18 protein-coding genes are annotated in these 20,942 nt (G+C 67.4%); 5 read left to right on the plus strand and 13 right to left on the minus strand.

The features are described 5' to 3' along the window. Positions 1 to 195 precede the first annotated feature (195 nt). Complete coding sequence (locus ACL03I_RS24845; protein WP_412807056.1) at positions 196 to 2,145, minus strand: vWA domain-containing protein; 1,950 nt, start codon at positions 2,143 to 2,145, stop codon at positions 196 to 198. Between the two features lie 25 nt (positions 2,146 to 2,170). Beyond that, positions 2,171 to 3,565 (minus strand): ATP-binding protein, encoded by a 1,395-nt coding sequence (locus tag ACL03I_RS24850; RefSeq protein WP_355078642.1) that lies wholly within the window; start codon positions 3,563 to 3,565, stop codon positions 2,171 to 2,173. A 140-nt stretch (positions 3,566 to 3,705) separates the two neighbouring features. On the opposite strand from ACL03I_RS24850, the gene ACL03I_RS24855 reads away from it, so the two are divergent. Beyond that, positions 3,706 to 4,044 carry a VOC family protein gene (locus ACL03I_RS24855; RefSeq protein ID WP_412807057.1) on the plus strand — a complete coding sequence of 113 codons (339 nt, stop codon included), beginning with the start codon at positions 3,706 to 3,708 and terminating at the stop codon, positions 4,042 to 4,044. A 166-nt stretch (positions 4,045 to 4,210) separates the two neighbouring features. Here the strand turns inward: ACL03I_RS24855 and ACL03I_RS24860 are convergent, their stop codons facing one another. From ACL03I_RS24860 to ACL03I_RS24870, 3 genes are all read right to left on the minus strand, one after another. Next, positions 4,211 to 5,881, minus strand: coding sequence for a hypothetical protein (locus ACL03I_RS24860; protein ID WP_412807058.1), 1,671 nt, complete (start codon positions 5,879 to 5,881; stop codon positions 4,211 to 4,213). Positions 5,882 to 6,097: 216 nt separating this feature from the next. Next, positions 6,098 to 7,126 carry a transglycosylase SLT domain-containing protein gene (locus ACL03I_RS24865; protein ID WP_355078639.1) on the minus strand — a complete coding sequence of 343 codons (1,029 nt, stop codon included), beginning with the start codon at positions 7,124 to 7,126 and terminating at the stop codon, positions 6,098 to 6,100. A gap of 208 nt (positions 7,127 to 7,334) precedes the next feature. Continuing rightward, positions 7,335 to 9,791, minus strand: a complete 2,457-nt coding sequence (locus ACL03I_RS24870) for an FHA domain-containing protein (protein WP_355078638.1) — start codon at positions 9,789 to 9,791, stop codon at positions 7,335 to 7,337. Positions 9,792 to 10,354: 563 nt separating this feature from the next. Between ACL03I_RS24870 and ACL03I_RS24875 the strand changes: the two genes are divergently transcribed. Together ACL03I_RS24875 and ACL03I_RS24880 are read left to right on the plus strand one after the other, a co-directional pair. Continuing rightward, positions 10,355 to 10,972, plus strand: coding sequence for a dihydrofolate reductase family protein (locus ACL03I_RS24875; protein ID WP_412807059.1), 618 nt, complete (start codon positions 10,355 to 10,357; stop codon positions 10,970 to 10,972). 465 nt (positions 10,973 to 11,437) lie between these two features. After that, positions 11,438 to 12,592: a transcription termination factor Rho, short form gene (locus ACL03I_RS24880; RefSeq protein ID WP_364435236.1), complete on the plus strand. Its 1,155-nt coding sequence runs from the start codon at positions 11,438 to 11,440 to the stop codon at positions 12,590 to 12,592. A 90-nt stretch (positions 12,593 to 12,682) separates the two neighbouring features. On the opposite strand, the gene ACL03I_RS24885 is transcribed toward ACL03I_RS24880, so the two are convergent. The 5 genes from ACL03I_RS24885 to ACL03I_RS24905 all read right to left on the minus strand — a co-directional run bounded on the left by ACL03I_RS24885 (position 12,683) and on the right by ACL03I_RS24905 (position 17,352). Continuing rightward, positions 12,683 to 13,387 (minus strand): MerR family transcriptional regulator, encoded by a 705-nt coding sequence (locus tag ACL03I_RS24885; protein WP_412807107.1) that lies wholly within the window; start codon positions 13,385 to 13,387, stop codon positions 12,683 to 12,685. An 84-nt stretch (positions 13,388 to 13,471) separates the two neighbouring features. Further along, a complete protein-coding gene (locus ACL03I_RS24890) occupies positions 13,472 to 14,677 on the minus strand; it encodes a glycoside hydrolase family 76 protein (protein WP_412807060.1) in 1,206 nt (401 codons plus the stop codon). Between the two features lie 410 nt (positions 14,678 to 15,087). Next, positions 15,088 to 15,498, minus strand: coding sequence for a hypothetical protein (locus ACL03I_RS24895; protein WP_364435242.1), 411 nt, complete (start codon positions 15,496 to 15,498; stop codon positions 15,088 to 15,090). Positions 15,499 to 15,724: 226 nt separating this feature from the next. Then, positions 15,725 to 16,702, minus strand: a complete 978-nt coding sequence (locus ACL03I_RS24900; protein ID WP_412807061.1) for a hypothetical protein — start codon at positions 16,700 to 16,702, stop codon at positions 15,725 to 15,727. A 32-nt stretch (positions 16,703 to 16,734) separates the two neighbouring features. Beyond that, positions 16,735 to 17,352 carry a TetR/AcrR family transcriptional regulator gene (locus tag ACL03I_RS24905; protein ID WP_355078632.1) on the minus strand — a complete coding sequence of 206 codons (618 nt, stop codon included), beginning with the start codon at positions 17,350 to 17,352 and terminating at the stop codon, positions 16,735 to 16,737. An 84-nt stretch (positions 17,353 to 17,436) separates the two neighbouring features. Between ACL03I_RS24905 and ACL03I_RS24910 the strand changes: the two genes are divergently transcribed. Then, the gene (locus ACL03I_RS24910) at positions 17,437 to 18,399 is read left to right on the plus strand and encodes an NAD-dependent epimerase/dehydratase family protein (protein ID WP_412807062.1); all 963 of its coding nucleotides are present in this window, start codon (positions 17,437 to 17,439) and stop codon (positions 18,397 to 18,399) included. Between the two features lie 105 nt (positions 18,400 to 18,504). Here the strand turns inward: ACL03I_RS24910 and ACL03I_RS24915 are convergent, their stop codons facing one another. Next, positions 18,505 to 18,903, minus strand: a complete 399-nt coding sequence (locus ACL03I_RS24915) for a VOC family protein (RefSeq protein ID WP_412807063.1) — start codon at positions 18,901 to 18,903, stop codon at positions 18,505 to 18,507. A gap of 103 nt (positions 18,904 to 19,006) precedes the next feature. Here ACL03I_RS24915 and ACL03I_RS24920 point away from each other — a divergent pair, with 103 nt between their 5' ends. Continuing rightward, a complete protein-coding gene (locus tag ACL03I_RS24920) occupies positions 19,007 to 19,990 on the plus strand; it encodes a helix-turn-helix transcriptional regulator (protein WP_412807064.1) in 984 nt (327 codons plus the stop codon). A gap of 89 nt (positions 19,991 to 20,079) precedes the next feature. Here ACL03I_RS24920 and ACL03I_RS24925 read toward each other — a convergent pair whose 3' ends face one another. Together ACL03I_RS24925 and ACL03I_RS24930 are read right to left on the minus strand one after the other, a co-directional pair. After that, positions 20,080 to 20,298, minus strand: coding sequence for a hypothetical protein (locus ACL03I_RS24925; RefSeq protein WP_412807065.1), 219 nt, complete (start codon positions 20,296 to 20,298; stop codon positions 20,080 to 20,082). Positions 20,299 to 20,479: 181 nt separating this feature from the next. Next, positions 20,480 to 20,893: an SgcJ/EcaC family oxidoreductase gene (locus tag ACL03I_RS24930; RefSeq protein ID WP_364435262.1), complete on the minus strand. Its 414-nt coding sequence runs from the start codon at positions 20,891 to 20,893 to the stop codon at positions 20,480 to 20,482. Positions 20,894 to 20,942: the final 49 nt, after the last annotated feature.

The following is a 20,942-nucleotide window of genomic DNA, read 5'->3' on the forward strand; positions in this document are numbered from 1 at the left end:
CCCCCGTGCCACTTTCCCGGCACGCCTGCGTCCGCGCACGCACGAACGTGTACCGCCGAAACGACACAGCCGCGCGAGTCTTCTCGCTGTGCGCGGCGCACGGCGGCAGGGACCTGCCCGGAGACGGCAAGGGCAAGTAGTGATCTCGCAGCAATCACCAGATCGGCCGCACTGCCCGCCCGCGAAGCCGCGACTTCAGCGCCTGCCACGCAGGTAGTCGCTGACCACGGCGGCGCCCAAGCCGTCCAGGCCGGGCGCCACCACCCGGCCGCCGCTGCGGCGGGCCACCAGGTCGACGAACGCGGCCAGGCGCGGGTCCTCGCCGAGCATGAACACCGTCACCGACGCACCCAGCTTGGCCAGGGCGTCGACCTGCGCCATCGTCACTGCCAGCGTGCGTTGCGCGGGTGGCCAGTTGAAGTAGGTCTCCCCGTCCGGCTCCAGGTGCGCGGTCGGCTCACCGTCGGTGACCACGAGCACGACCGGCGCCGCGTCCGGGTGCCTGCGCAGGTGCGCCGCGGCCAGCAGCAGTGCGTGGTGCAGATTGGTGCCCTGTTCCCAAACGCCTTCCAGCGCGGTGAGTTCGCCGATGTCCACGGTCGTCGCGTGCCTGCCGAAGGTGATCACGCTCAACGCGTCGGAGCGGAACCGGGTGCCGATCAGATGGTGCAGCGCGAGAGCGGTGCGCTTCATCGGCACCCATCTGCCGTCCTGCACCATCGACCAGGACGTGTCGACGCACAGCGCGACGGCGGCCCTGGAGCGCTGCTCGGTCTCCATGATCTCGACGTCGGAAACGTCCAGCCGCACCTGGCGATTACCCGTCGACGCCGACCGCAGCACGGCATTGCGCACGGTCCGCGACACGTCCCACGGCTCGGTATCACCGAAGCGCCAGGCCCGGGAGCCGCCGGTCGGCTCGCCCGCGGCGCCGGCCGCGGCGGTGTCCCGTTCGCCGCGCCGAGACCGCAAGCGCCCGACGACATCACGCAGCGCCACCTCGCCGAGACGCCGCAAAGCCTTGGGCGTCAACCGGAGCGAGCCGTCCTGCGCCCGTTCGAAGATGCCTTGCCTGCGCAATTCGCGTTCCAGTTCGGCCAGCCGCGCGGCGTCCACGCTCGCGTCCGCGCCGAGGTGGCGCTCCAGCGCGTCCAGATCGATGTCCTCCAGCCGGGCGCCCGCGTAGGTCTGGCCGAGTTGCTCGGCGAGCGCGTCGAGTTCGGCGAGATCTTGCAGGGCCTGCGCGCCCGCGCCGAGGCCGAGCGGATCCTCGCCACGAAACCGCCGCGCGGAGTTCCAGTCCTCACCGGGACGCAGCGCCCGCAGATGCGCGTCCAGCGCGGCGACCTGCTGGGCGATCGCCGGATCGCCGAACGCCTGGCCGATCAACTCGGACAGCTCCGCGCGCTGCTGCTCGGTCATCGAATTCATCATGCGCTGCGCGGCGGCGGCTCGGGCCGCGAGCGCGTCGATCAATTCCTCGGTGTCGCGCGGGTTCTCGGGGAAGAACTCGCCGTGCTCGGCCATGAACTCGGCGAACCGCTGCTCGGTGTTCTCGCCCCTGGCATGGGCGGCGAGCAGGTCGTTGAGGTCGGACATCATCCGTCCGACCCGCTCGACGTCCTCCGGGGTGGTGTTCCGCAAAGCCTGTTTCATGCCCTGGAAGCGCGATTCCAGCAGCTCGCGGCCGAGCAGGTCGCGGATCTTCTGATAGTTCTCGCGGCCGGTCTCCGATCGCCAGGCGTAGTCGGCGAGTTCGGTGACGGCGGCGGCCGTGCTCGACGGCAGGGCGTCCAGCTGCGCTTCGGCGAACCTTGCGTCGTCGGAGGGGTCGGGGAACAGTGCGCCGCGCTCGGCTTCCAGCGCCTCCTCCAGCAGTTCCCGGACCTGCTGCAACGTGCCGTCCAGCCGGTGGCTGCGAGCGATCTCCGCGCGGCGCTGCCACAACCGGCGAGTCAGCTCCTCCAATCCCGGCGTGCCGCGGGTGCCGCGCCGCAGCAGCTCTTGCAGGGCGTTGCGTGGCGAGCTGCCCTCCATCACGTCGCGACCGATCCGGTCCAGTGCCTCGCGCAGGTCCAGCGGGGGCGCCAAGGGATCGGGCCCCTCGTGGTAGGGGCCGTAGGAGTAGCGATCGGGGTTGGTCACGATGCCTCGCCGGGAACAGCGGCGGTCATCGGCCGTACACCGCCAGACCGTCGTCGGAGTCCTTCGCGATCTGCCGGGCCAGGTAGAGCGCCTCCAGCGCGAACTCGACGGCCGAGGCGATCCGCGGCGGCGGATCGGCAGCGTCGACGCCGAGCCGTCCGGCCACCTCGTGCAGGACCGGCAGTTCGGGCAACGCCGAGAGGACCTCCGCGCCGGGCACGCGTTCGCCGGTGGTGACCAGATGCCCGTCCCCGACCGCCTCGGCCAGCGGCCGCAGATTCAATCCGCCGAGCAGGGCCCGCGCGGTCTCGGAGAACGAGCGGCGCAGCAGATGGGTGAGATGTTCCTGCTCACGCCCCTCCTCCCCGGACTCGAATTCCAGCTTGCCGCGCAAGACGGCGGGAACGGATTCCAGGTCGACCGGACGCGCCACGGCGGGGCTCTCCCCCGTCACCGCGGACCTGCGCAAAGCCGCCGCGGCCACCGTCTCGGCCGCGGCCACGGCGAAACGAGCGGATACGCCGGACCGCTGGTCGATCGCGGACGACTCGCGCAATTGCCGCACGAACCGGGCGAGCACCTCGATCAGCGGGTCGCCCACTTCGGCAACGAGCTCGGCCTCTTGGCGCACCAGCGCCACCTCGGCCTCCACGCTGAGCGGGTAGTGAGTGCGAATCTCCGCGCCGAAGCGGTCTTTCAGCGGCGTGATGATCCGGCCGCGGTTGGTGTAGTCCTCCGGGTTGGCGGTGGCGACCAGCAGCACGTCCAGCGGAAGGCGCAGGGTGTAGCCGCGGACCTGGATGTCGCGTTCCTCCATCACGTTCAGCAACGCGACCTGGATACGTTCGGCGAGATCTGGCAACTCGTTGATCGCAACGATGCCGCGATGCGCGCGCGGGACGAGTCCGAAATGGATGGTCTCGGGGTCACCGAGACTGCGGCCCTCGGCCACCTTCACCGGGTCGACGTCGCCGATCAGATCGCCGACGGAAGTGTCCGGCGTGGCGAGCTTCTCGGCGTACCGCTGCGAGCGATGCCGCCACGTGACGGGCAGCTCGTCGCCGAGTTCGGCGGCCAGCCTACGACCGGCGGGGCTGATCGGGTCGAGCGGATGTTCGCCCAGTTCGGCGCCCGCGATCACGGGCGTCCATTCGTCCAGCAGGCCGACCAGGGTACGCAGCAGCCGGGTCTTGCCCTGGCCGCGCTCACCGAGCAGCACGACGTCGTGTCCCGCCAGCAGGGCGCGTTCCAGCTGCGGCACGACCGTCCGGTCGAACCCGACGATGCCGGGCCACGGGTCGCCACCGGAACTCAGCAGGGTCAGGAGGTTCTCGCGGATCTCGGTCTTCACGCCACGCGGCAGGTAGCCGGCCGAACGTAGCTCGCCCGCGGTCGTGGGCAGGTGTTCGGGAACTTTCACGAATTCGACGCTACGTCCATTCCGCCATCGGGTCGACCGAAAGAAATCGATGGACGCTAGATTGCTAGCATGCTAGCTTGGATGGCGCGCCGATCAAGACGACATCCCGGACAACCGAAGCAACCCGAGGAGAGAGCGATATGACGACGAAGGGCATCGAGGGCGTCCACGTGGAGACGCACAACTGGGGCGCGACCGCGAGATTCTTCCTAGCCCTCGGCTATGAGCCGGAATTCACCACCGACCACAACTCCGGGCTGTTCCGCAACGGCGAGGGACCCTATGTCTTCATCGCGGAGATCCCGCGCCATCAGACGCCCCGCACTCAACTGGTCCTGACCGTCTCCGATGCCGACGCGTCCCAGCCGAACGCCGATATCGACGTGGTCGCGCCGTTCGAGGCAACGCATTACGGCACAAAGGAAATGACGGTGCGCGATCCCGACGGGCGCATCTGGAGTCTGCAGGCTCAGGGCTGAGAACGCCCCAGACACTGTGCGCCGATGCGCCGCGCCGCAATTCGGTCCACGCTCCGGCACGCCGTCCGTCTGCAGGCGGGCGACAAGACAGTCCGTAAACGAACTCCCCGAGTCGGCCGGACTCGCTGAATAGTGCTGTTGCCGAACCGATTACGGCCCGTTCAGGTCATCGCGTGGTGAGTTGCGGTTCGTTGGACGCGTGCGGCGCGGTCGCGACGGGGTCCTCCGGTTCGTGCACGACCGGAGACGGGTGCACGGCACCGACCGGCGTGACCTGTTCCATCCGCGGCGCGTGGTCGTTGCCATCGGGTGCGTAGTGCTGGGCCATGCCCGGCTCCAGCGCACGACCATTCGACTCCGAACGCGTCGCGGCAGCCTCCGAGAGCGCGACGTGCCCGGTGGGCTCCACCGTGCCAACGGCGTTCGACTCGGGGGACACCTCAGGGGCCGCCGAGAGCGCGATATGTTCGGTGACCGCCTCGGCCGCACTGTGAGCCGTCGACTCGGGATGCGCCTCGGCGGTCTCGCCGCGCGCACCATGCTCGTTGGCCGCCTCCGCGAATCCGGGGGCACTCGGCTCGGGCACGGCCACGGAAGGCTCCACCGGCTGCTCGCCCGGCTCCGCCTGCCTGCCGGTGCGAATCCGGTCGAGCGTCTGTCGCACCGCCGCCGCCAGACGTGCGTCCAGGACAGCTTCATCCGGACTGGCTGCGGCAGGCGCTTCCGGACCGCCCGCGCCGGCCGCGGACGGCCGTTCGATCGCGGGCAGCGGCGTCGTTGCCAGCCACAGCTCGGTGAGTTCGGCCGCCGCGGCGGCGGGCGTGGCGATCGGGGCTTCGACGGCGGGCTGCTGCCCCGCCGCAGCGGCCTGTCCGTGCTGCGGAGCCGCGGGGGCCGCGCCCTCCCGGCCGGGTGCGGGCGGCTCGCTCGCGGCGGATTCGCTCGCACGGCGAGCCGTCGGCTCCATGAGGATGCTCGGCAGGATCTGGTTCCCGGCGCCGCCGACCTGGGTGAGCGCCGCCAGTCGTTCCTGGAGATCTTCGTGGTCGGGGACGGCGGCGGTCGCCTGCTCGATCGCGCGCCCGTATCGCTCGGCGACGAGCCGGTGGGTGACGAGCGCGACGCCGATCATGATGGGCGCGATCGCGTGGATACCGATCCCGGCCACCTCGCCCGTCCTGATGTAGGGAAACGTGTTCAACGCGATACTCGCCGTCAGCAGGACGCCCTCGACGGTGTAGACCTGCCACAGCCGATCGATCACGCCCCACTCGGCGGTGTCCCCGGTGGACAGCATCAGCGCGACGAGTACCGCGCTGATCAGCGCTTCCAGACCGTAGGACAGCCAGAACATCGGATTGCTCGCACCGCCGGACGGCGCGATGTTCTGCTGCACCGTCACCGCGGAGAACAGCATCGAGAACGCGACGACTCCGGCCAGCAATCCCAGCACCCGCGGCTTGCGCTGATGCAGGCGGGCGACTTTCGCGTGCGGGCTGCTGCTGTGCCGCTGCTCACCGATCGCCTGGGCGGCCCGCAGCAAGTCGGCGGCTTCCCGTTCGGCCAGCTCGGCGGCCGTGCGCCGCACCCGCTCCGCGGCGTCCGCGGCCGCCTGGATGCGCGCCCGTTTCTCGTGGCGTTCATAGTCACGCACGAGCTCGGCCAACTCGCGGGAGGCGGCGAGCTCACGCTCAGATAATGCTTCGAGCAGCGCCGGATCGTCCTGGTGGGCCAATCGCTCATGCGCGATCTGCACCCGATCCGGCAGCGCGCCTGCCACCAGATCATCCATCGGCGACGCCCCGGCGGGCGCGTTGGTCGTGAAACGACGGAACATCAGCAAAGAACCTTTCCGACGGTCGAGTGTTCCAGACGCAGCGCGCCATAGCTGCCTCGGCCGTCGAACCGGACGACCGACCCGGCCGAGAACGAAAAGATAACTCGTCATCGAAATCCGTTCGACCCGACGAGCAATCGGAGCCGCTCAGTGGCAGCGGAACGAATCCCGCAGGACAGATCGCAGATCCCATCCGGATCGCTTCCGTACCCGGGCTCAGTAGCCCTTCGGCGAACGATTCGGATCCGCTTGCTGAACCTTCGCTTGCAGGTCGTGGCCGTCGCGGGAGACACCGTACCGCTCCATGACGTAGTTCATGCTGGCGGCGACATTGGCCACCGGATCGTGAATGTTGCTGGAGGTTCCAGCGGCATGGTAGCCAAGGAAGGTGCTGGGGATCGTCTGGGTAAGTCCCCTGGACGCGTGTCCGGCGGCCGCGTTGCTGTCCCAATTGTTCACGGCGTTGGGATTTCCGCCGGATTCTCGTTCGATCAGAACCCGGTAGCCGCGCTTCCAGTACTCGCGGGCCACCGGATCGGTGATGCCGAGCGCGTCGAGCGCGCCGTCGATCGCGGCGTCGACCGAGACGTTGCCCTGGTAGCGGGCGTAATCAGCGCTCGTCGCGGCAGGCACGAAGCCGGGGCCGGGTGAATAACTGCGCTGCATGTAGTTGCTCGGCACGTAGTTGCCTGCCGCCGAGGCGGGGCTGTACGTGGGCGCGGAGCCGTCGATGTTCTTCGCGTGCGCTTGGACGCGGTCGGTGGCCTTCGCGATCTCGTCGTGTACGTCGTCGATCGTCTTCAGCACGGCGTTCGCCAGCCTGATCTCGATGTCCGTAGCGATGTACTGCTTGCCCGGGCTCGCCCCGGGAGCCGCGTCCAGTGTCGCCTGCAGATCTTTGACATGCTGCCTGATAGCGACGAAGGTGCCGCTGGAGATGTCGTAGGTGCCGTAGGCGGACAGATCGACGTTGTCGTCTTGCTTGCGGATGTCGTCCTTGATGTCGTCGAACTCCTGCGCCCGGTTGGCGTAACCCTCGGCCAAGACCGACTTCTTCTCGTCACCGGTGACGAGCTTCTCGTCGCGCAGCAACTTGACCACATCCGGCGCCTGCGAAGGCGAACCCGTCGCCAGCAGATCCGCCGACGTCTGGATCGTCTGGCGGCCCACTTCGATGACCGCCTTCAGGCCCGGGCTCGCGTCCGCGGGCGGGTCCAGCTTCACCACCCAGCGCTCGGTGCTCATCGAGACCCCCCAGCCCTGGTCGGCCGCGGCCTTGCGAATACCAGCATCATCACCTCACGCCTGACAACGCTCACCAGGCCGTGCGTGGCCTACCAGTCCGACGCCGTCGAGTATCCCGCAACGCCCCATGCCCCTTTCCCGGCTGTGGGAGTAGCGGCTTCGAGCAGCCGATCGCCACGGGCGCGCGCCGGCGCGGCGCGCGAAGACGTCAGATCGTTGCGGGGCGGCGGGCGCCGCGGCGCCGTGGACGCAGTTGGTAGAGGCGATACCAGGCCAGCGCGAGGAAGATGGCTCCCAGACCGGCGACCACTCCCATATCGAGCAGCCAGGTGCCGATGGTGTGTTTCCACAGCGGGTCGGGGCCCCCCTCATGCGGGGAGAGGGTATCGAGGTCGAGAGTGGCGGCTCCCGCGGCGAACCCCCACCGAGCCGGCGCGATGTATGCCAGCTGCTCCAGGACGGGAGTGCCGGGCAGCCGCACCAGACCGCCGGTGAGCACCAGTTGCGCCATGGACAGCACGATCAGCAACGGCAGCGTCTTCTCCGAGGTGTTCACCGATACCGACACCAGCAAGCCGAGTGCCAGCGACGAGATGCCGAGCAACGCCATCATCAGCATCAATTCCAGCTCGACCGAGGTGAACAGCCCCGTGGGCGGCATACTGACCCCGATGGTGCCGATCAGGACGAGCACTACCGCCTGCAGCGTGGTGATCACGCCGAGGACCAGCAGTTTCGACATCAAATAGACGCCGGCCGACAATCCTGCCGCGCGTTCTCTGCGATAGATCGTCTGTTCCTTGACGATCTCCCGGATCGAGTTGCCGGTGCCGACGAAGCATGCCGCGAACGCCAGGATCATGAGCTTGGTCGCGGCATCGACGTTCGTTCCCGGCGCACCGGTGAATCCCTGACCGGCCGGCACGGCGGCGATCAACCCACCGAGCAGCAGGGGCATGACACCGAGCAGCGCCAGATAACTGCGGTCCGAGGCGATCACCGCGAGGTAACGCCTGCACAACGTGCTGAGCTGGCTGAACTTGGACTGCGACGGTGGCGGCGGCGTCGGTGTGTGCACTTCCGCGGGGACGACATCATCGGTCGGGCCGACCGACACGTAGCGGTCGTAGCGTGGCGACTCCCGGAACTCACCGGCCCAGTCCCGCTCTTCCTCGCGGTCGAAAGCCTGGAACACCTCGGCCCAGCTCCCCGCGGCGAACTGCAGCAACCCTTCCGCGGGCGGACCGTAGTAGGCCAGCCGGCCGCCGGGCACCAGGACCAGCAGGCGGTCGCAGGCATCGAGGTTCGCGACGCTGTGGGTGACGACGATGACCGTACGCCCGTCGTGCGCCAGTCCCGACAGCATTTCCATGACCGTCTTGTCCAGGCCGGGATCCAAACCGGATGTCGGTTCGTCGAGGAACAGCAAGGAGGGTTTGGTCAGCAGTTCCAGTGCGACGCTCACGCGTTTGCGCTGCCCACCCGAGAGCCGATCGATGCGGGTGTCGGCGTGCCGCGCCAAGCCGAGCTCGTCGAGGACCTCGTCGACCCGCTGCTCGCGCTCCTCGCGGCCCGTGTCACCGGGGAAACGCAGCTCGGCCGCGTAGAGCAGCGCCCGGCGCGTCGGAAGCTGGTTGTGCAGGATGTCTTCCTGCGGTACCAATCCGATGCGGTGGCGGAGTTCGTCGTAGTTGGTGTACAGATCGCGGCCGTCGTAGAGCACCGTCCCCTCGGTCGCGGGCCGCAACCCGGTGATCGCGCCGAGCAGTGTCGATTTGCCCGCCCCGCTCGGCCCGATCACCCCCACGAGCGATCGTCCCGGGATGGGGAACCTCACGCTGTCCATCAACACCTTGCCCTCGGGTGTCCGGACGGTGATGTTCTGCACGCAGACCGATACGTCACCGGTGTCGACGAACTCGCGCAGTTCGTCGCCGACCAACCGGAAGGTGGTATGGCCCATTCCGATCAAGTCGGATTCGGACAGATCGGCGGCGGCGACGCGGGCTCCGTTGACGTAGGTGCCGTTGTGGCTGTCGAGGTCGACGATCCGGTATCTGCCCGCACCGATCGTCCGCAACTCGGCGTGATGGCGGGAGACCATGAGATCGTGCGCGACGATGTCGTTGTCCGCGGCGCGCCCGATTCGGAGAGTGGGCGACGTTATCCGGACCACCGCGCTGGGGTGGTCCGCCGGAGGCGCCGACCGCGACACCCGCCGGGGCAGGCCCGGATGGAACTTCGTGACCGTTGCTTCGTCGTCGAGAGCGTAGCCGGGGTTCGGCACGATCATCGTGTCGCCGCCGGCATCGCCATCGGGTTCCTGCTCGGGTGGGGTTTCCACCGAGCAAGCCAATTTCTCGCCGTCCACCGCGTGTCCGAGCTGGAACGTCTCGTCGTGATCGATCACCATCCGATCGACGCGGTGACCGTCGAAGAACGTGCCGTTGAGACTGTGCGCGTCCTCGATTTTCCAACCGTCCGCACCACGCTCCAGAACGGCGTGCAACGACGAAACGCGGGGATCGGAGACGACGATATCGGCCGCCGGATCGCGACCGACGTTATAGGCACCACCAGCGCGGAGCCGATAGACGCGTTCCCGTGTCTGGACCACGAGAACCGGCGCCTCGGGCAATTCGGTGGAGGATGATCCGTCCGCCATAAAGGGAGTATACGACCGCGCCACACGGTAGCCGCAATAGTCGCGACCGCCCGATCTCGCCACGAGTCTCACCGCCGCGATCTCGCTCCATCACACGAACCCCGGCTGAGCAGTACAAATAGGCGTGGAAGACAGTGGGGCAGCCTCGTCCGCAGCCACCTGCTCACGCCGGATTCGAGAAACGGCAGTCGAATCCAAGGAATCACAACCGATCGTGCCGTTACAGCTCGGATCGATAGGTGAGTCCCGCCTCGTCGCGATATTTCCGCATTCGGCACCGGGGTCAGCTAATACGGTCGCGGCAATACAAATCGTTCAATGTTGAAATCATCCTCGATCGCCCCGGGAGTTGTTCCGAAAACGTCCGACCGCCGCAGCCCGATTGCGTTTTCTTGCAACGAAACCGGCTTGCCACCCTGCCTTCCTTACCTATACAGCGTCGGCCGACCCCGTACCGGTTCCACTCCAGATGTGCACACGACTTCGCCTGTGCCGCAATGCCGAAAGGCTAGGCCGGCCGCCGCGACCGATGATTTTCGGTCGGGGGGTCCGTCCTGACACACATGACCGATCTGACAGGAGACAGCCGCATGCAGATCCGCGCACGCCTGTGCATGAGTGCCGACGGTTATGTGACCACTCCGAACGGCTGGCCGCCCCAGGTGCTGGATCCGCTCCACGGGCCTGGCAGCCATGGCATCGCGGAATTCCTCGAGCCTGTCGAGGCGGCGCTGATGGGCCGGACCACGTTCGAACCGGCGCTCACAAACGACCGGTGGCCGTGGCCGGGCTTGCGGGTGTTCGTGCTCGGCTCGTGTCGTCCGGAGGGCACGCCCGACGATGTCATCGTCGAAAGCGATCCGGTTCGACTGCTCGAGCGCTTGCGCGCCGCCAATCGCGGTGGCGATGTCCATCTCATCGGCGGTCCCCGCACGATCGACACCTTTCGTGCGCTCGGCGCGCTCGACAAGCTGGAGCTGGTGGTCCTGCCGTTCCTGGTCGGCGGAGGAATGCGCCTCACTGATGCCCTGAGCGTCGATACGGGCTTGGAATTCGAAGCCTCGCGCGCGCTGCCGCGCGGGTCGGTCGAGATCGCCTACCGGGTACGGACCGACGGAGCCGTCCCCGCGGCGCAGGAGCCGGACTGGGCGCCTGACTCGCAACGTCGACGCGGGAACTGACCCGAGCACGAGTCTGCCGATCACCGCCGCGCATCACCCGAGCACAGCCGGCGTTACACACTCCATGCCGCGCGCTTGGACAAACAGGCAAGCCTGGGTCTGAAGTGCCTGCGCCACAGCATATTCGCGACTTCACATGGTGCACGAAGCGGCTCTCTCGAGCAGCGCGCAGTCGTGCTCGCGTGCTGAGCAGTTCAGCTGATCAACGGCGGGGAACAAACGGGCGCTATTGCGTGTTGTCGCTGATGCCGCTACCGTGAGGCGGTCTCCATCTTGTGGATGTAGGTGTCGACCCCCTCCCACAAGAATCCACAGTCGCCACGGCGGTCTCGTATACCGTGCGCCGGCAGCACGTCCGGAGCAGACAGCGCCCAGCCACCTAATGGCGCATGCAACGAGCGTCATTCCCGTAGGCGGCATTCATCGGCAACCCGCCACATTCATTGCCCCCCGTAGGAGAAAACCATGCAAGACAACACTATCCACAGTGAAGACAGCCCCACCGGGGAGAACCGGACTACATCGGTCACCGGCATCCTCGACATCACGCACAACCACGCCTCGCTGCACGTCGACGGTTATCTGCCCGGACCGCGGGACGCTCATGTGCCCGCGCGTTTGATCCGCGAGCACGGCCTGCGCCGCGGCGATACCGTCACCGGCACGGTCGGACCGAAACGTGAAGGCGCCAAACTCGCACCGCTTGTCGGAGTGGACAGCATCAACGGCTTGCCACCCGGCAATACCAGAGCGCGACCGCACTTCGCCGACTTGATCCCCATCTATCCCCAGGACCGGCTACGGCTGGAGACCGAGCCGCATGAACTGACCACCCGCGTCACCGATCTGGTCATGCCGATCGGCAAGGGCCAGCGCGCGCTGGTCGTCGCACCGCCTAAGGCGGGCAAAACCTCTGTGCTGCAAGCCATCGCGCACGGCATCGCCAAGAATCATCCCGAATGCCAGCTGATGCTGGTATTGGTCGGGGAACGCCCGGAAGAGGTGACCGACCTGTCCCGAGCGGTACCGGCCGAGGTCGCCGCCGCGACCTTCGACCAACCGGCCCAGGACCACATCGCACTCGCCGAACTGGCCATCGAACACGCGAAACGCCTTGTCGAAATGGGTCACGACGTCGTCGTGCTGCTGGACTCGCTGACCCGGCTTGCCCGCGCCTACAACCTGGCGGCCGCCGGGTCCGGCCGCATCCTCTCCGGCGGCGTCGATGCCGGGGCACTCGCGCCACCGAAGAAATTCCTCGGCGCCGCACGAAATATCGAGCACGGTGGCTCACTCACCATCATCGCCACTGCCCTGGTCGAGACCGGCTCGCTCGCCGACACCGTGATCTTCGAGGAATACAAGGGGACCGGAAACGCCGAACTGAAGCTCGATCGGCACCTCGCCGACCGCCGTCTGTTCCCCGCGATCGACATCGACCGCTCCAGCACCCGCAAAGAGGAACTGCTGCTGTCCGCCGACGAGCTCACGGCCACGGGGTCCCTGCGCAAGACCCTCTCGGGCCGCGACCCGCAGCAAGCGCTCGAACTGCTACTGACCGGCCTCCGCCAAACCGGAACCAACCCGGAATTCCTGACCCAGATTCGCAACGCGGGCTGACAAGGGTCTACTGCGCCTGGAGACCGGCGTCTACCCCACTCGCCGCACCGAGCGAGTCGACACAGTCCTCGCGGCTCCGCGGATTGTGGATCATTCCCGGGGTGTGCGATCGAGCATCGTGAGGTAGGTATCGAGCTGGGCCGCGCCGGCGAGCAGGTTGCGGCTGCGCGCGGTCAGCCGGTCCTGCCAGGAGTCGAGGAAAGCCCGCAGCGCGTCCGCCCCGCCTGCCTCGCGCAGTGACTCGATGAACTGCGCGACCTGGGACAGCAGGTAGCCGCCTCGGCGCAATTGTCGCGCGATCTCGGCGTCGCGTATGCAGTCCGGTCCGTATTGGCGATAGCCCGTTGCCCGATCGCGTTCGGGGCGCAGGATGCCCTGGGTCTCCCAGGTGCGCAGGGTCGCCGGGTGCACGCGGATTCGGCGTGCGAGTTCACCCACGGTCAACGGTCGACCGTGGACCGGAGTCGGCATCGCGGTGGACAGACTGCCCAAGGCCTTGGCGACCTCGGTGCGTGTGTCGCGTTCGGTGAGCAGCGCGACGTGGGAGGCGTCGATGAGCCGGTAGGCGGACTCGGTATCGCCGCGATTGGCCGCGCGCATGATCTCCATTGCCTGCTGGTGCCCGTGGCCACCGCGCAACGCCAGGAAAGCGCGTAGCGCCTGCGCGTGCAGGAGCGTGTAGCGCCGGTAACCGGTCTCGCTGCGCTCGGTCGGCGGGAGGATGCCCGCGTCGTCGTAGTTGCGGATCGCTTGTGCGGACAACCCGTGTTCCCGGGCGAGGTCGATGGGCCGCAGGTTGCACCTCCGATCAAGTCTTTGCTCTCTGGCTTCCAGGTAAAAGCGGTAGAAGTCCCTGCGCGCCGCGCTTCCCCCATGGGCTCAGCGGCCCGCGGCGATGAGCTGGTGATCCGCTTCGAGCAGCATCCACCCGCTCAGCTGTACCGAGAGATCGCTGCTCAGGTTCGCCGACGAAGCGGCGGACGAGTGGGTGAACTGGGGAAAGGTTTCCGGATGCGCCGGCACCGTGACCGGGCGGGTCCAGTCCACACCGAACAGTGGTAGCCCATCCACCTCGGCGCGGTGTTTCCAGGCCGCCTGGGCGGAAGCGTGCACGATATTCGCCGCGGTTGTGTCGCCCAAGGACAGTGCGGCCTCCGCGAGATATCTGGCGAGGATGCCCATGAACAGCCCGGAGTCGTCGCCGGAGGCCGCGACGATCACCCCGGCGTCGGTGAGCCTGTCCCCCGCCGCGGCGACGAGATCTGCCACGCGCCTGCGATGGTGCGATTCACCTGTGCGAAGCGCCAGCTCGGTTTCCAACCCGATGGCCACCCCCTGGCAGTAGGTGTGGACGGTCCGCTCTACTCGTCCGCCGGGCTCATGGACACCGTCGAGAACCAGGCCACTGGCGGTGTCGCGCAATCGGGTGTGCAGGAAATCGGCGAGTTGTCCGGCGCGCGAAAGTTCGCCCAAACGCGCCATAGCGATGCCGGTCGGACCGATCGCGGGGGTGTTGTAATACTCGTCGCCGGACCGCCAGGGCACCGCACCGACGTCCGGATTCCATCCCTCGATCAAACCGGCTCGCAGCTCGCCGACGGCGTCGCCGAAGCGGACGCCGAGCAGCCGGTCGGCGCGTTCGAGTGCCAATACCAACCAGGACATATCGTCGTAGTACCGGTTGGTCCAGCCGGTGAGGTTGCGGGTACGGATACCGCGTGCGATGGCGACGACCCGGTCTATGCGTTCGGGCGTGCGGGCACGATACGCGGCGTCCACCGCACAGTCGAGAAGGTGGGCTTGCCACCAGTAGCACCATCGCGCGAACGACTGGTCCAGCAAGGACCCTGGCCAGACGAGCGTGCCCAGCCGCATCTGCGGCTGACCCCAGAGCGTGCGCACGTGCCGCTGCACGATCGCCTGTTCCGCCAGGTCCGCCCGCCTCCCCGGCTCCTCCGGGCCCGGGGACACTTTCCGCGTGATCGTCACCGCCTGCGCGGGCTGGGCCAATGCGGTGAGTGCGATCGCTGCTCCGGCCGCCAGCAACACACCGCGCCGACTGATTTCCTTCTTCCGGCGATCCATCCGCTCGGACTCCCTTTACTGAACAACGATCATCGGGGCCGGAAACCGGGCAGCTGGATCCTATCGCGCAACGACCATTACGGCGCGGCGGCGACGGCTCCCCCGGTGCGGGCGGCAACGCTCAGCGCGGCTCCTGCCGGTCCGAGATCGGGAACGCTGCCCACACCGCCGCACGGATGCCCGAACATCATCGACCTGACCTTCGAACGCGCTCCAATGGGCAGCCGCATAGGGAGCCTCCCACCGGGCACCTGGGACTCGATCCTTGCCGGGATCAAGCCCTGCCACCAGTCTTATGCAGCCGCATCCCGCGCTGGCCAATTCGGTCAGCGCGGTATTCCCGATATCGACGGTGCTGAGGGAATCTCAGGGATTCATTCGGCGACCCGCGGCGGTTGGCCTCCGCTCTTTCACGCGGCGTGCAGAGCCGCAGCCACCTTGCGGGTCATTTCGTCGACGACGGGGCCGGGCTGACCGTTGCGGCTCGTTGCGGCAGCGGCTTCGAGGGCGACCAGCACGGTGCTGCGGAAGTTGTCGGCCTCGGCGGGATCCTGCTGGTCGAGCAGAGCCACCGCGGCAGCCAGGGCCGGCAGCACTTGGTCGGCGAGCTCGGCGACGGTCCTGCCGGTCAGGTGGATGTCCTTGGACTTCGCGTTCAGCACGTGCCCGACCCGACCGGTCGCCGACGTCAACGCGATAGAGCCGGCGGTGGCGGCCTTGTGGGGCTTGTCGGAGGCGGCGGCGAGCAAGGAAACCGCGCCGTAGGCGGCAGAGCGGACGGTGGCCTTGTCCTGGTCGGTCAGGGTGAGGGTGGCGGACATTTTGTGCTCCTTCGAAAACCGTTGTGGCAGTGGCCCGAACCGGTGTCGATCCGGGCCCGTTTTGTTCGATGGGCATACTTTGTCCGGAGCGGCTGACAGCGCACTGATGCCGACCTGACACGGTGACTGACACAGCGTCCGACCCGTTACCCCACGATGATGGTCACCGCTGACGGGTGCTGATGGTTGGGTCGACGCGGTATGCGGGCACTACGGCTCGTTCGGCCTACCGAAACCACCTCCGACGTGCCGACTTGCGGGGCTCCATCTGGACGACGATCCCGCCGAAACGTGCCTCCTGCATGGTCGCGGGGTGTCCGTCGATAAAACATGCACCGGTTCGAGTGGTCTCGACGCATTCCTCCTTCTGGGAGCCGGAGCCGTCCGGGTGCTCGAGCGTATCCGCGTAGTAGCAGATCATCCCGCCACTCATACTGGTGTTGAAACCCCTGACCCGGCGCCCGGCGTGGTCGGTGGTGCGGCCCAGGCAGTGATCGCAGACCGCGCGGGGGTAGCGTTCCTCATAGATCGTCGGCCGGTCGCAGCGCGGGCAGGGTTGCGTGTATCGACGCCCAGCGGCCGGACTTTGCATCAGGAAATCATTGCGGGCGAAGATGCTGCGTGCCGAGTCTCCTCGGACGCCCCTGCGCCGCAGTCCGATTAGAAGGAACTCGGCGTAGTCGGCTACCTCGGGAGCGATCGCTCCGCTCCGGGGTATCTCGCCTATGCGTGTGAGGCCGCCGTCGTAGGCCTCGAGCGCCAGGCGGTGCGCCACCGACAGTTCGCTGTCGGGGATGTGTCTGTTGGCATGTTCGGCTTGGGACAAGTGTTCGGCGATTACCGATTCGATGGTGTCTCCGCTCGCGGACAGTAGCCCGCTGCCGTAACTGGTCGTGGTCACCAGGACGTAGCCGTCCATCTCGCCGCGGTCGGTTCCGATTGTCTGTAAGAACGCGAAACCTTGCCCGTAGCGAGCATTCTCCAGCCCCTGGTGGGGGTATGGGACAAGAGTGTCGGGATCCCGCACCAGATCGCGCGCGATTCGCAGCGCTTCATCGTAGGTCGGCGGAGAGCTCTGGTCTGGCCGCTTCATGACCGAAAGCCTATCGCGCTGAACTTCTCTGACCTGAAAGCGAATTCGGCAGTACAGGATGCTCAGAACCGCGGTCGAGGCGAGGGCCCGATCACTCCGCGACAGTCCCATAAGACGCACGACAGAATCTGGAGTTCCGAAGGTTATCCTTCGGTCGCCCTGGACGTTTGGGTCCCAGTGGAATCAGTGGCTGCGATCGCGAGAGCGGCCAGGTCGAGGTGGATGTCGTCCAGCGGGACGGTGGAGCATTCGGCACGAGCGATGATCATGGCACCCTCGACCGCTGACAGCATGAGTGCCGCGAGCCGTTCGGCGCGCGCCGCCGGAATGCCGTACCGCACCAGCGCCTGGGTCAAGGCGGTGCGCCATTGCCGATAGGCGTCACGGCAGGCGAGGGTGAGTGCGGTGGAGCGGGGAGCGGAATCGAGGGTGACCGTGCTGACCGGGCACCCGCCCAGATAGCCCGATTCGACGAGTCCGCGGCTCAAGTGCAGGGCGAATTGCTCGCAGAAGGAGCGCACATCCGGCGCGTGGGCGGCAGTTTCCCGAATCAACCGGGTGAACTCCTCCGCGGATTCCTCGATCGCCGCGACCGCCAGCTCTTGCTTCCCGCCCGGGAACAGGTAGTACAGCGAGCCCCGGGGGGCGCCGCTGGCAGCGACGATCTCACTGAGCCCGGTGGCCTGATAGCCCTGGCGTTGCAGTAACTCGCGGGCGGCCGCCACCAGGCGCGGCCGGGAATCGGACGGGGGACGAGGCATGTCTCCAGAATACTATGCCGACCGGTCAAGCTACGATCATACTATGATGACTGGTCAAGTTACTTTCGAGAAAGGACGATAGGGATGAAGGTGCTGCTTACGGGTGCGACCGGGTTTTTGGGGCACCGTGTGGTGCATCGGCTGGTGGCCGACGGACACGACGTATCGACGTTGGTCCGGGGCACGGGCAGGCGCATTCCGCAGGTAACCGTCGTGCCGGGCAGCCTCGAGGACGTGGCGGCCTGGGAAGATCGGCTGGCCGGTATCGACGTCGTCGTTCATGCGGCGGGATTGGTGTCGACGTGGGCTCCTCAGCGTGCCCTCGATGAGGCGATCGTGGAGGGCACGCGCGATGTGCTGGCTGCGGCCGTGCGGCACGGTGTACGCCGATTCGTCTATATCAGCAGTGAATCAGTGCTGCAGGATGGCCGGCCGCTGCTCGACATCACCGAATCCCAGCCCACCCCGGCCGTGCCCAGCTCGCGCTACGGCCAAGCGAAACTCGCCGCCGAACACCTGATCCGCGCGCACGCGGATGTGATCGAGACGATCGTGCTGCGGCCCACTTTCATCTGGGGTCCGGGTTCGGGGCAGCTGGCCGACCTGGCCACCCGCGCCCGCGCCGGCAAGCTGCCGCTGATCGATCACGGCATGGCAAGTTTCGAACATGTCCACGTCGACAACGTCGCCGCCGCTGTCGCCGCCGCGCTGAGCGAGGGCACGCCCGGCGGCACGTACCTCATCACCAACGCCGAGCCGATGCCGGTCCGCGAGTTTCTGACCGGCGTGCTCGCTGCCCAGGGCGCGTCGACGCCGACTCGGTCGGTCCCGTCCGGGCCGCTATTCGCCCTCGCCCGTGCCGCCGAATGGCTCTGGTCCACCCTGCCGCTGCCCGGGCGTCCGCCACTGACCCGATTCGAGATCGAATTCCTCGCCCTGCCAAGGCGATACGACATCACCCTGGCCCGCCACGAGCTGAAGTACGAGCCCGCCGTCGGCTTCGCCGAGGGCATCGCAGGTCTCGACGAAACCCGCCTGCCCATCTAGCCGCGGCGCGGATCGGGCGGAGCCGCCCCATCACTGATAGAAGTTCCGCTTTCACGTGTCTGGCTCTAGTCGACTCGAGTGCGCGCTCATGCCGATGAGCGGATGTCAAGAAGCGAACTTGGCGACGGCTTGCGCGGTGACCGGTGTGAAGAGGTTGATCAGGTTGCCGTCGGGATCGCGGAACAGCAACGACCGGTTCCCCCACGGCATCGTCGTGGGCTCGTTGACGAAATCCTCGACCGCATCCCGCAACCGTCGGTAATCGGCATCGACATCGGGGACCAGGAATTCGATGATCGCGGTGTGGTTGTCGGCTGGGCGCGCGCTGCCTGCCGCGAACAGCGCCACGGTGCTGGTGCTTCCGATCGCGAGTGCGCCGGCCGGTGTGACGATTTCGGCGAAATCCGGTGTAGCCCAGGTTGCTTCGACACCGGTCACGTGCTGATAGAAGCTGACCAACCGCTGGATGTCATCGGTGATCAGGCGGATCGAGACTAGCTTCATTGTGTGCTCCTGCTGTCGGATCAGGCGGAAGTTCCGCCGCCGCATGCCACCGTAGAGTCGATACCGGACAGTTTCCGCCCGGTATAGATGCGAGAATTTCCCGATGACGCGCCCCACCGCCCGCGTGCTGGCCCTGCTCGAGCTGTTGCAGGCCGGCGGTACCCATACCGTCGGTGAACTGGCCGGACGGCTGGGCGTCGATGAACGCACCGTCAGGCGATACGTCACCCATCTCACCGACCTGGATATCCCCGTCCGATCGGCTCGGGGCCGCTACGGGGGCTACCAGCTCGCCCCCGGGTACCGAATGCCGCCGCTGATGCTGACCGACGACGAGGCGGTGGCGGTGTTACTCGGACTCCTCACCAACCGCGGCGCCGACCGATCGACAGCTTCCGCCCGCGCAGCCGACAGCGCGACGGCCAAACTCCGCCGCGTCCTGCCCGCCCGCCTGACGGCCCGGCTGGACGCATTGATCAACACCGTCGAGTTCACCGCCGACGCTCGCCAGGAAGTCGCTGTCGAGACCGCCGTCCTGCTCCGCCTCGCCGAGGCCACCCGCGAGCACCGACCGGTCGCGATCGACTACACCGACCGAAACGGGCGGCCCAGCGAGCGGACCGTGCACCCCTACGGGCTCGTCGACCACTCCGGCCGGTGGTACCTCACAGGGCAGGACAGCAACAGCGACGAACTACGCCAGTTCCGGCTGGACCGGATCACCGCGGTGACCACACTGCCCGGAACGTTCACTCCGCCCACCGGATTCGAGCCGGCAGCTCACCTACTGTCCGCATTTGCCACGGCGCCCTACCGGCACGAGGTATCGATTCGAGTGCAGGGCACGCTCAGCCAGGTCCGCCCGCTGCTCCCCGCGACGATCGCGACCATGCACGAGATCGACTCACCGCCGGCCGACACCCGCCCGTGGGTCCGGGTCCGAATCCGGGCCGAACAACTCGACTGGATTCCCCCAGTCCTCGCCGGCCTGAATCGCCCGTTCGTCATCGAACACCCCGACACCCTCAAAGACGCCGTACGCGCCCTGGCCTACCGACTCACCGCGGCCGCCGACGGCCATAGGTAGCCCCCACCGGGCACCGAGACTCGATCCTGGCCCGGATCAAGCCCTACCACCAGTCTCGAGTAGCCGCATAGCGCGCTCATCGAAACCGGCTAGCGGGCTGGATACGGGGTGCTCCGGCTCGCCTGCTGGAACGCACACATGAACGCGGACATCGCCGCGGCGATCGGCGCGTACCGGGTGATGACCGTGGCGGCCTGCCCAGGGACGCCCTCCGGCGGCTTACTCTCGGCGAACTCGCACACCATCGCGGCACGTGCCTCCCGGTCCTCCCGCCGGAGCCCGTACAGCGCGGTGACCAACCAGTTCACCAGGTGGGTAGCGGTGAAGCCGCGGCCGTAGCTTGGTTCTGGAAGAACGTGGCGCCCTCCGGCGAGAGGTCGAACCCACAGGAGAGCGCGAGGGCGCGATACACCCTGCGACGGGCGGCCCTCATCCACATCGGCGGATGAGGGCCGTCCAGTCAGTGCGGTGGCTGGTTCACGCCGCGGCTCACTGGGAAGGCGCCAGTACCGGGCTGTTGTGATAGGCGGCGATCAGCCACTGATGGTTGCGCTTCTCGAGGACCCACGTCGCGTTCACCTTGCGCTCGTCGGTGGGAACTTCGGTCTCGCCGGCGAACAGGATGGCGGATTCGCTGATGACGATCGCGGCATCCTCGCCGATGAAGCGGACGCTGAGCTGTTTGTTGTAGGTTGAGCTGCCCGCGAGCGGCCCCGCGAAGGCCAGCGCCATGCTCTGGCGGATCACCTCACGACTGTCGCGGAGCGAGCCCGCCATGATGGCAGTCGCGTCCACGGTGTAGTTGGCGACCATGGCGTCGGCGTCGCCCGCCTCCCACGCCTTGTAGGAATCAGCCAGCACGGCCTGGATCGCGGCCTCGTCCGCGGCGCGATGGTTCGACATCGGAGTCTCCCTTGGTGGTCGGATCGCCTGCAGTGTTCCGGCGACCTCG

The sequence above is a fragment of the Nocardia sichangensis genome, assembly GCF_047200615.1.
Classification (GTDB): Bacteria; Actinomycetota; Actinomycetes; order Mycobacteriales; family Mycobacteriaceae; genus Nocardia; species Nocardia sichangensis.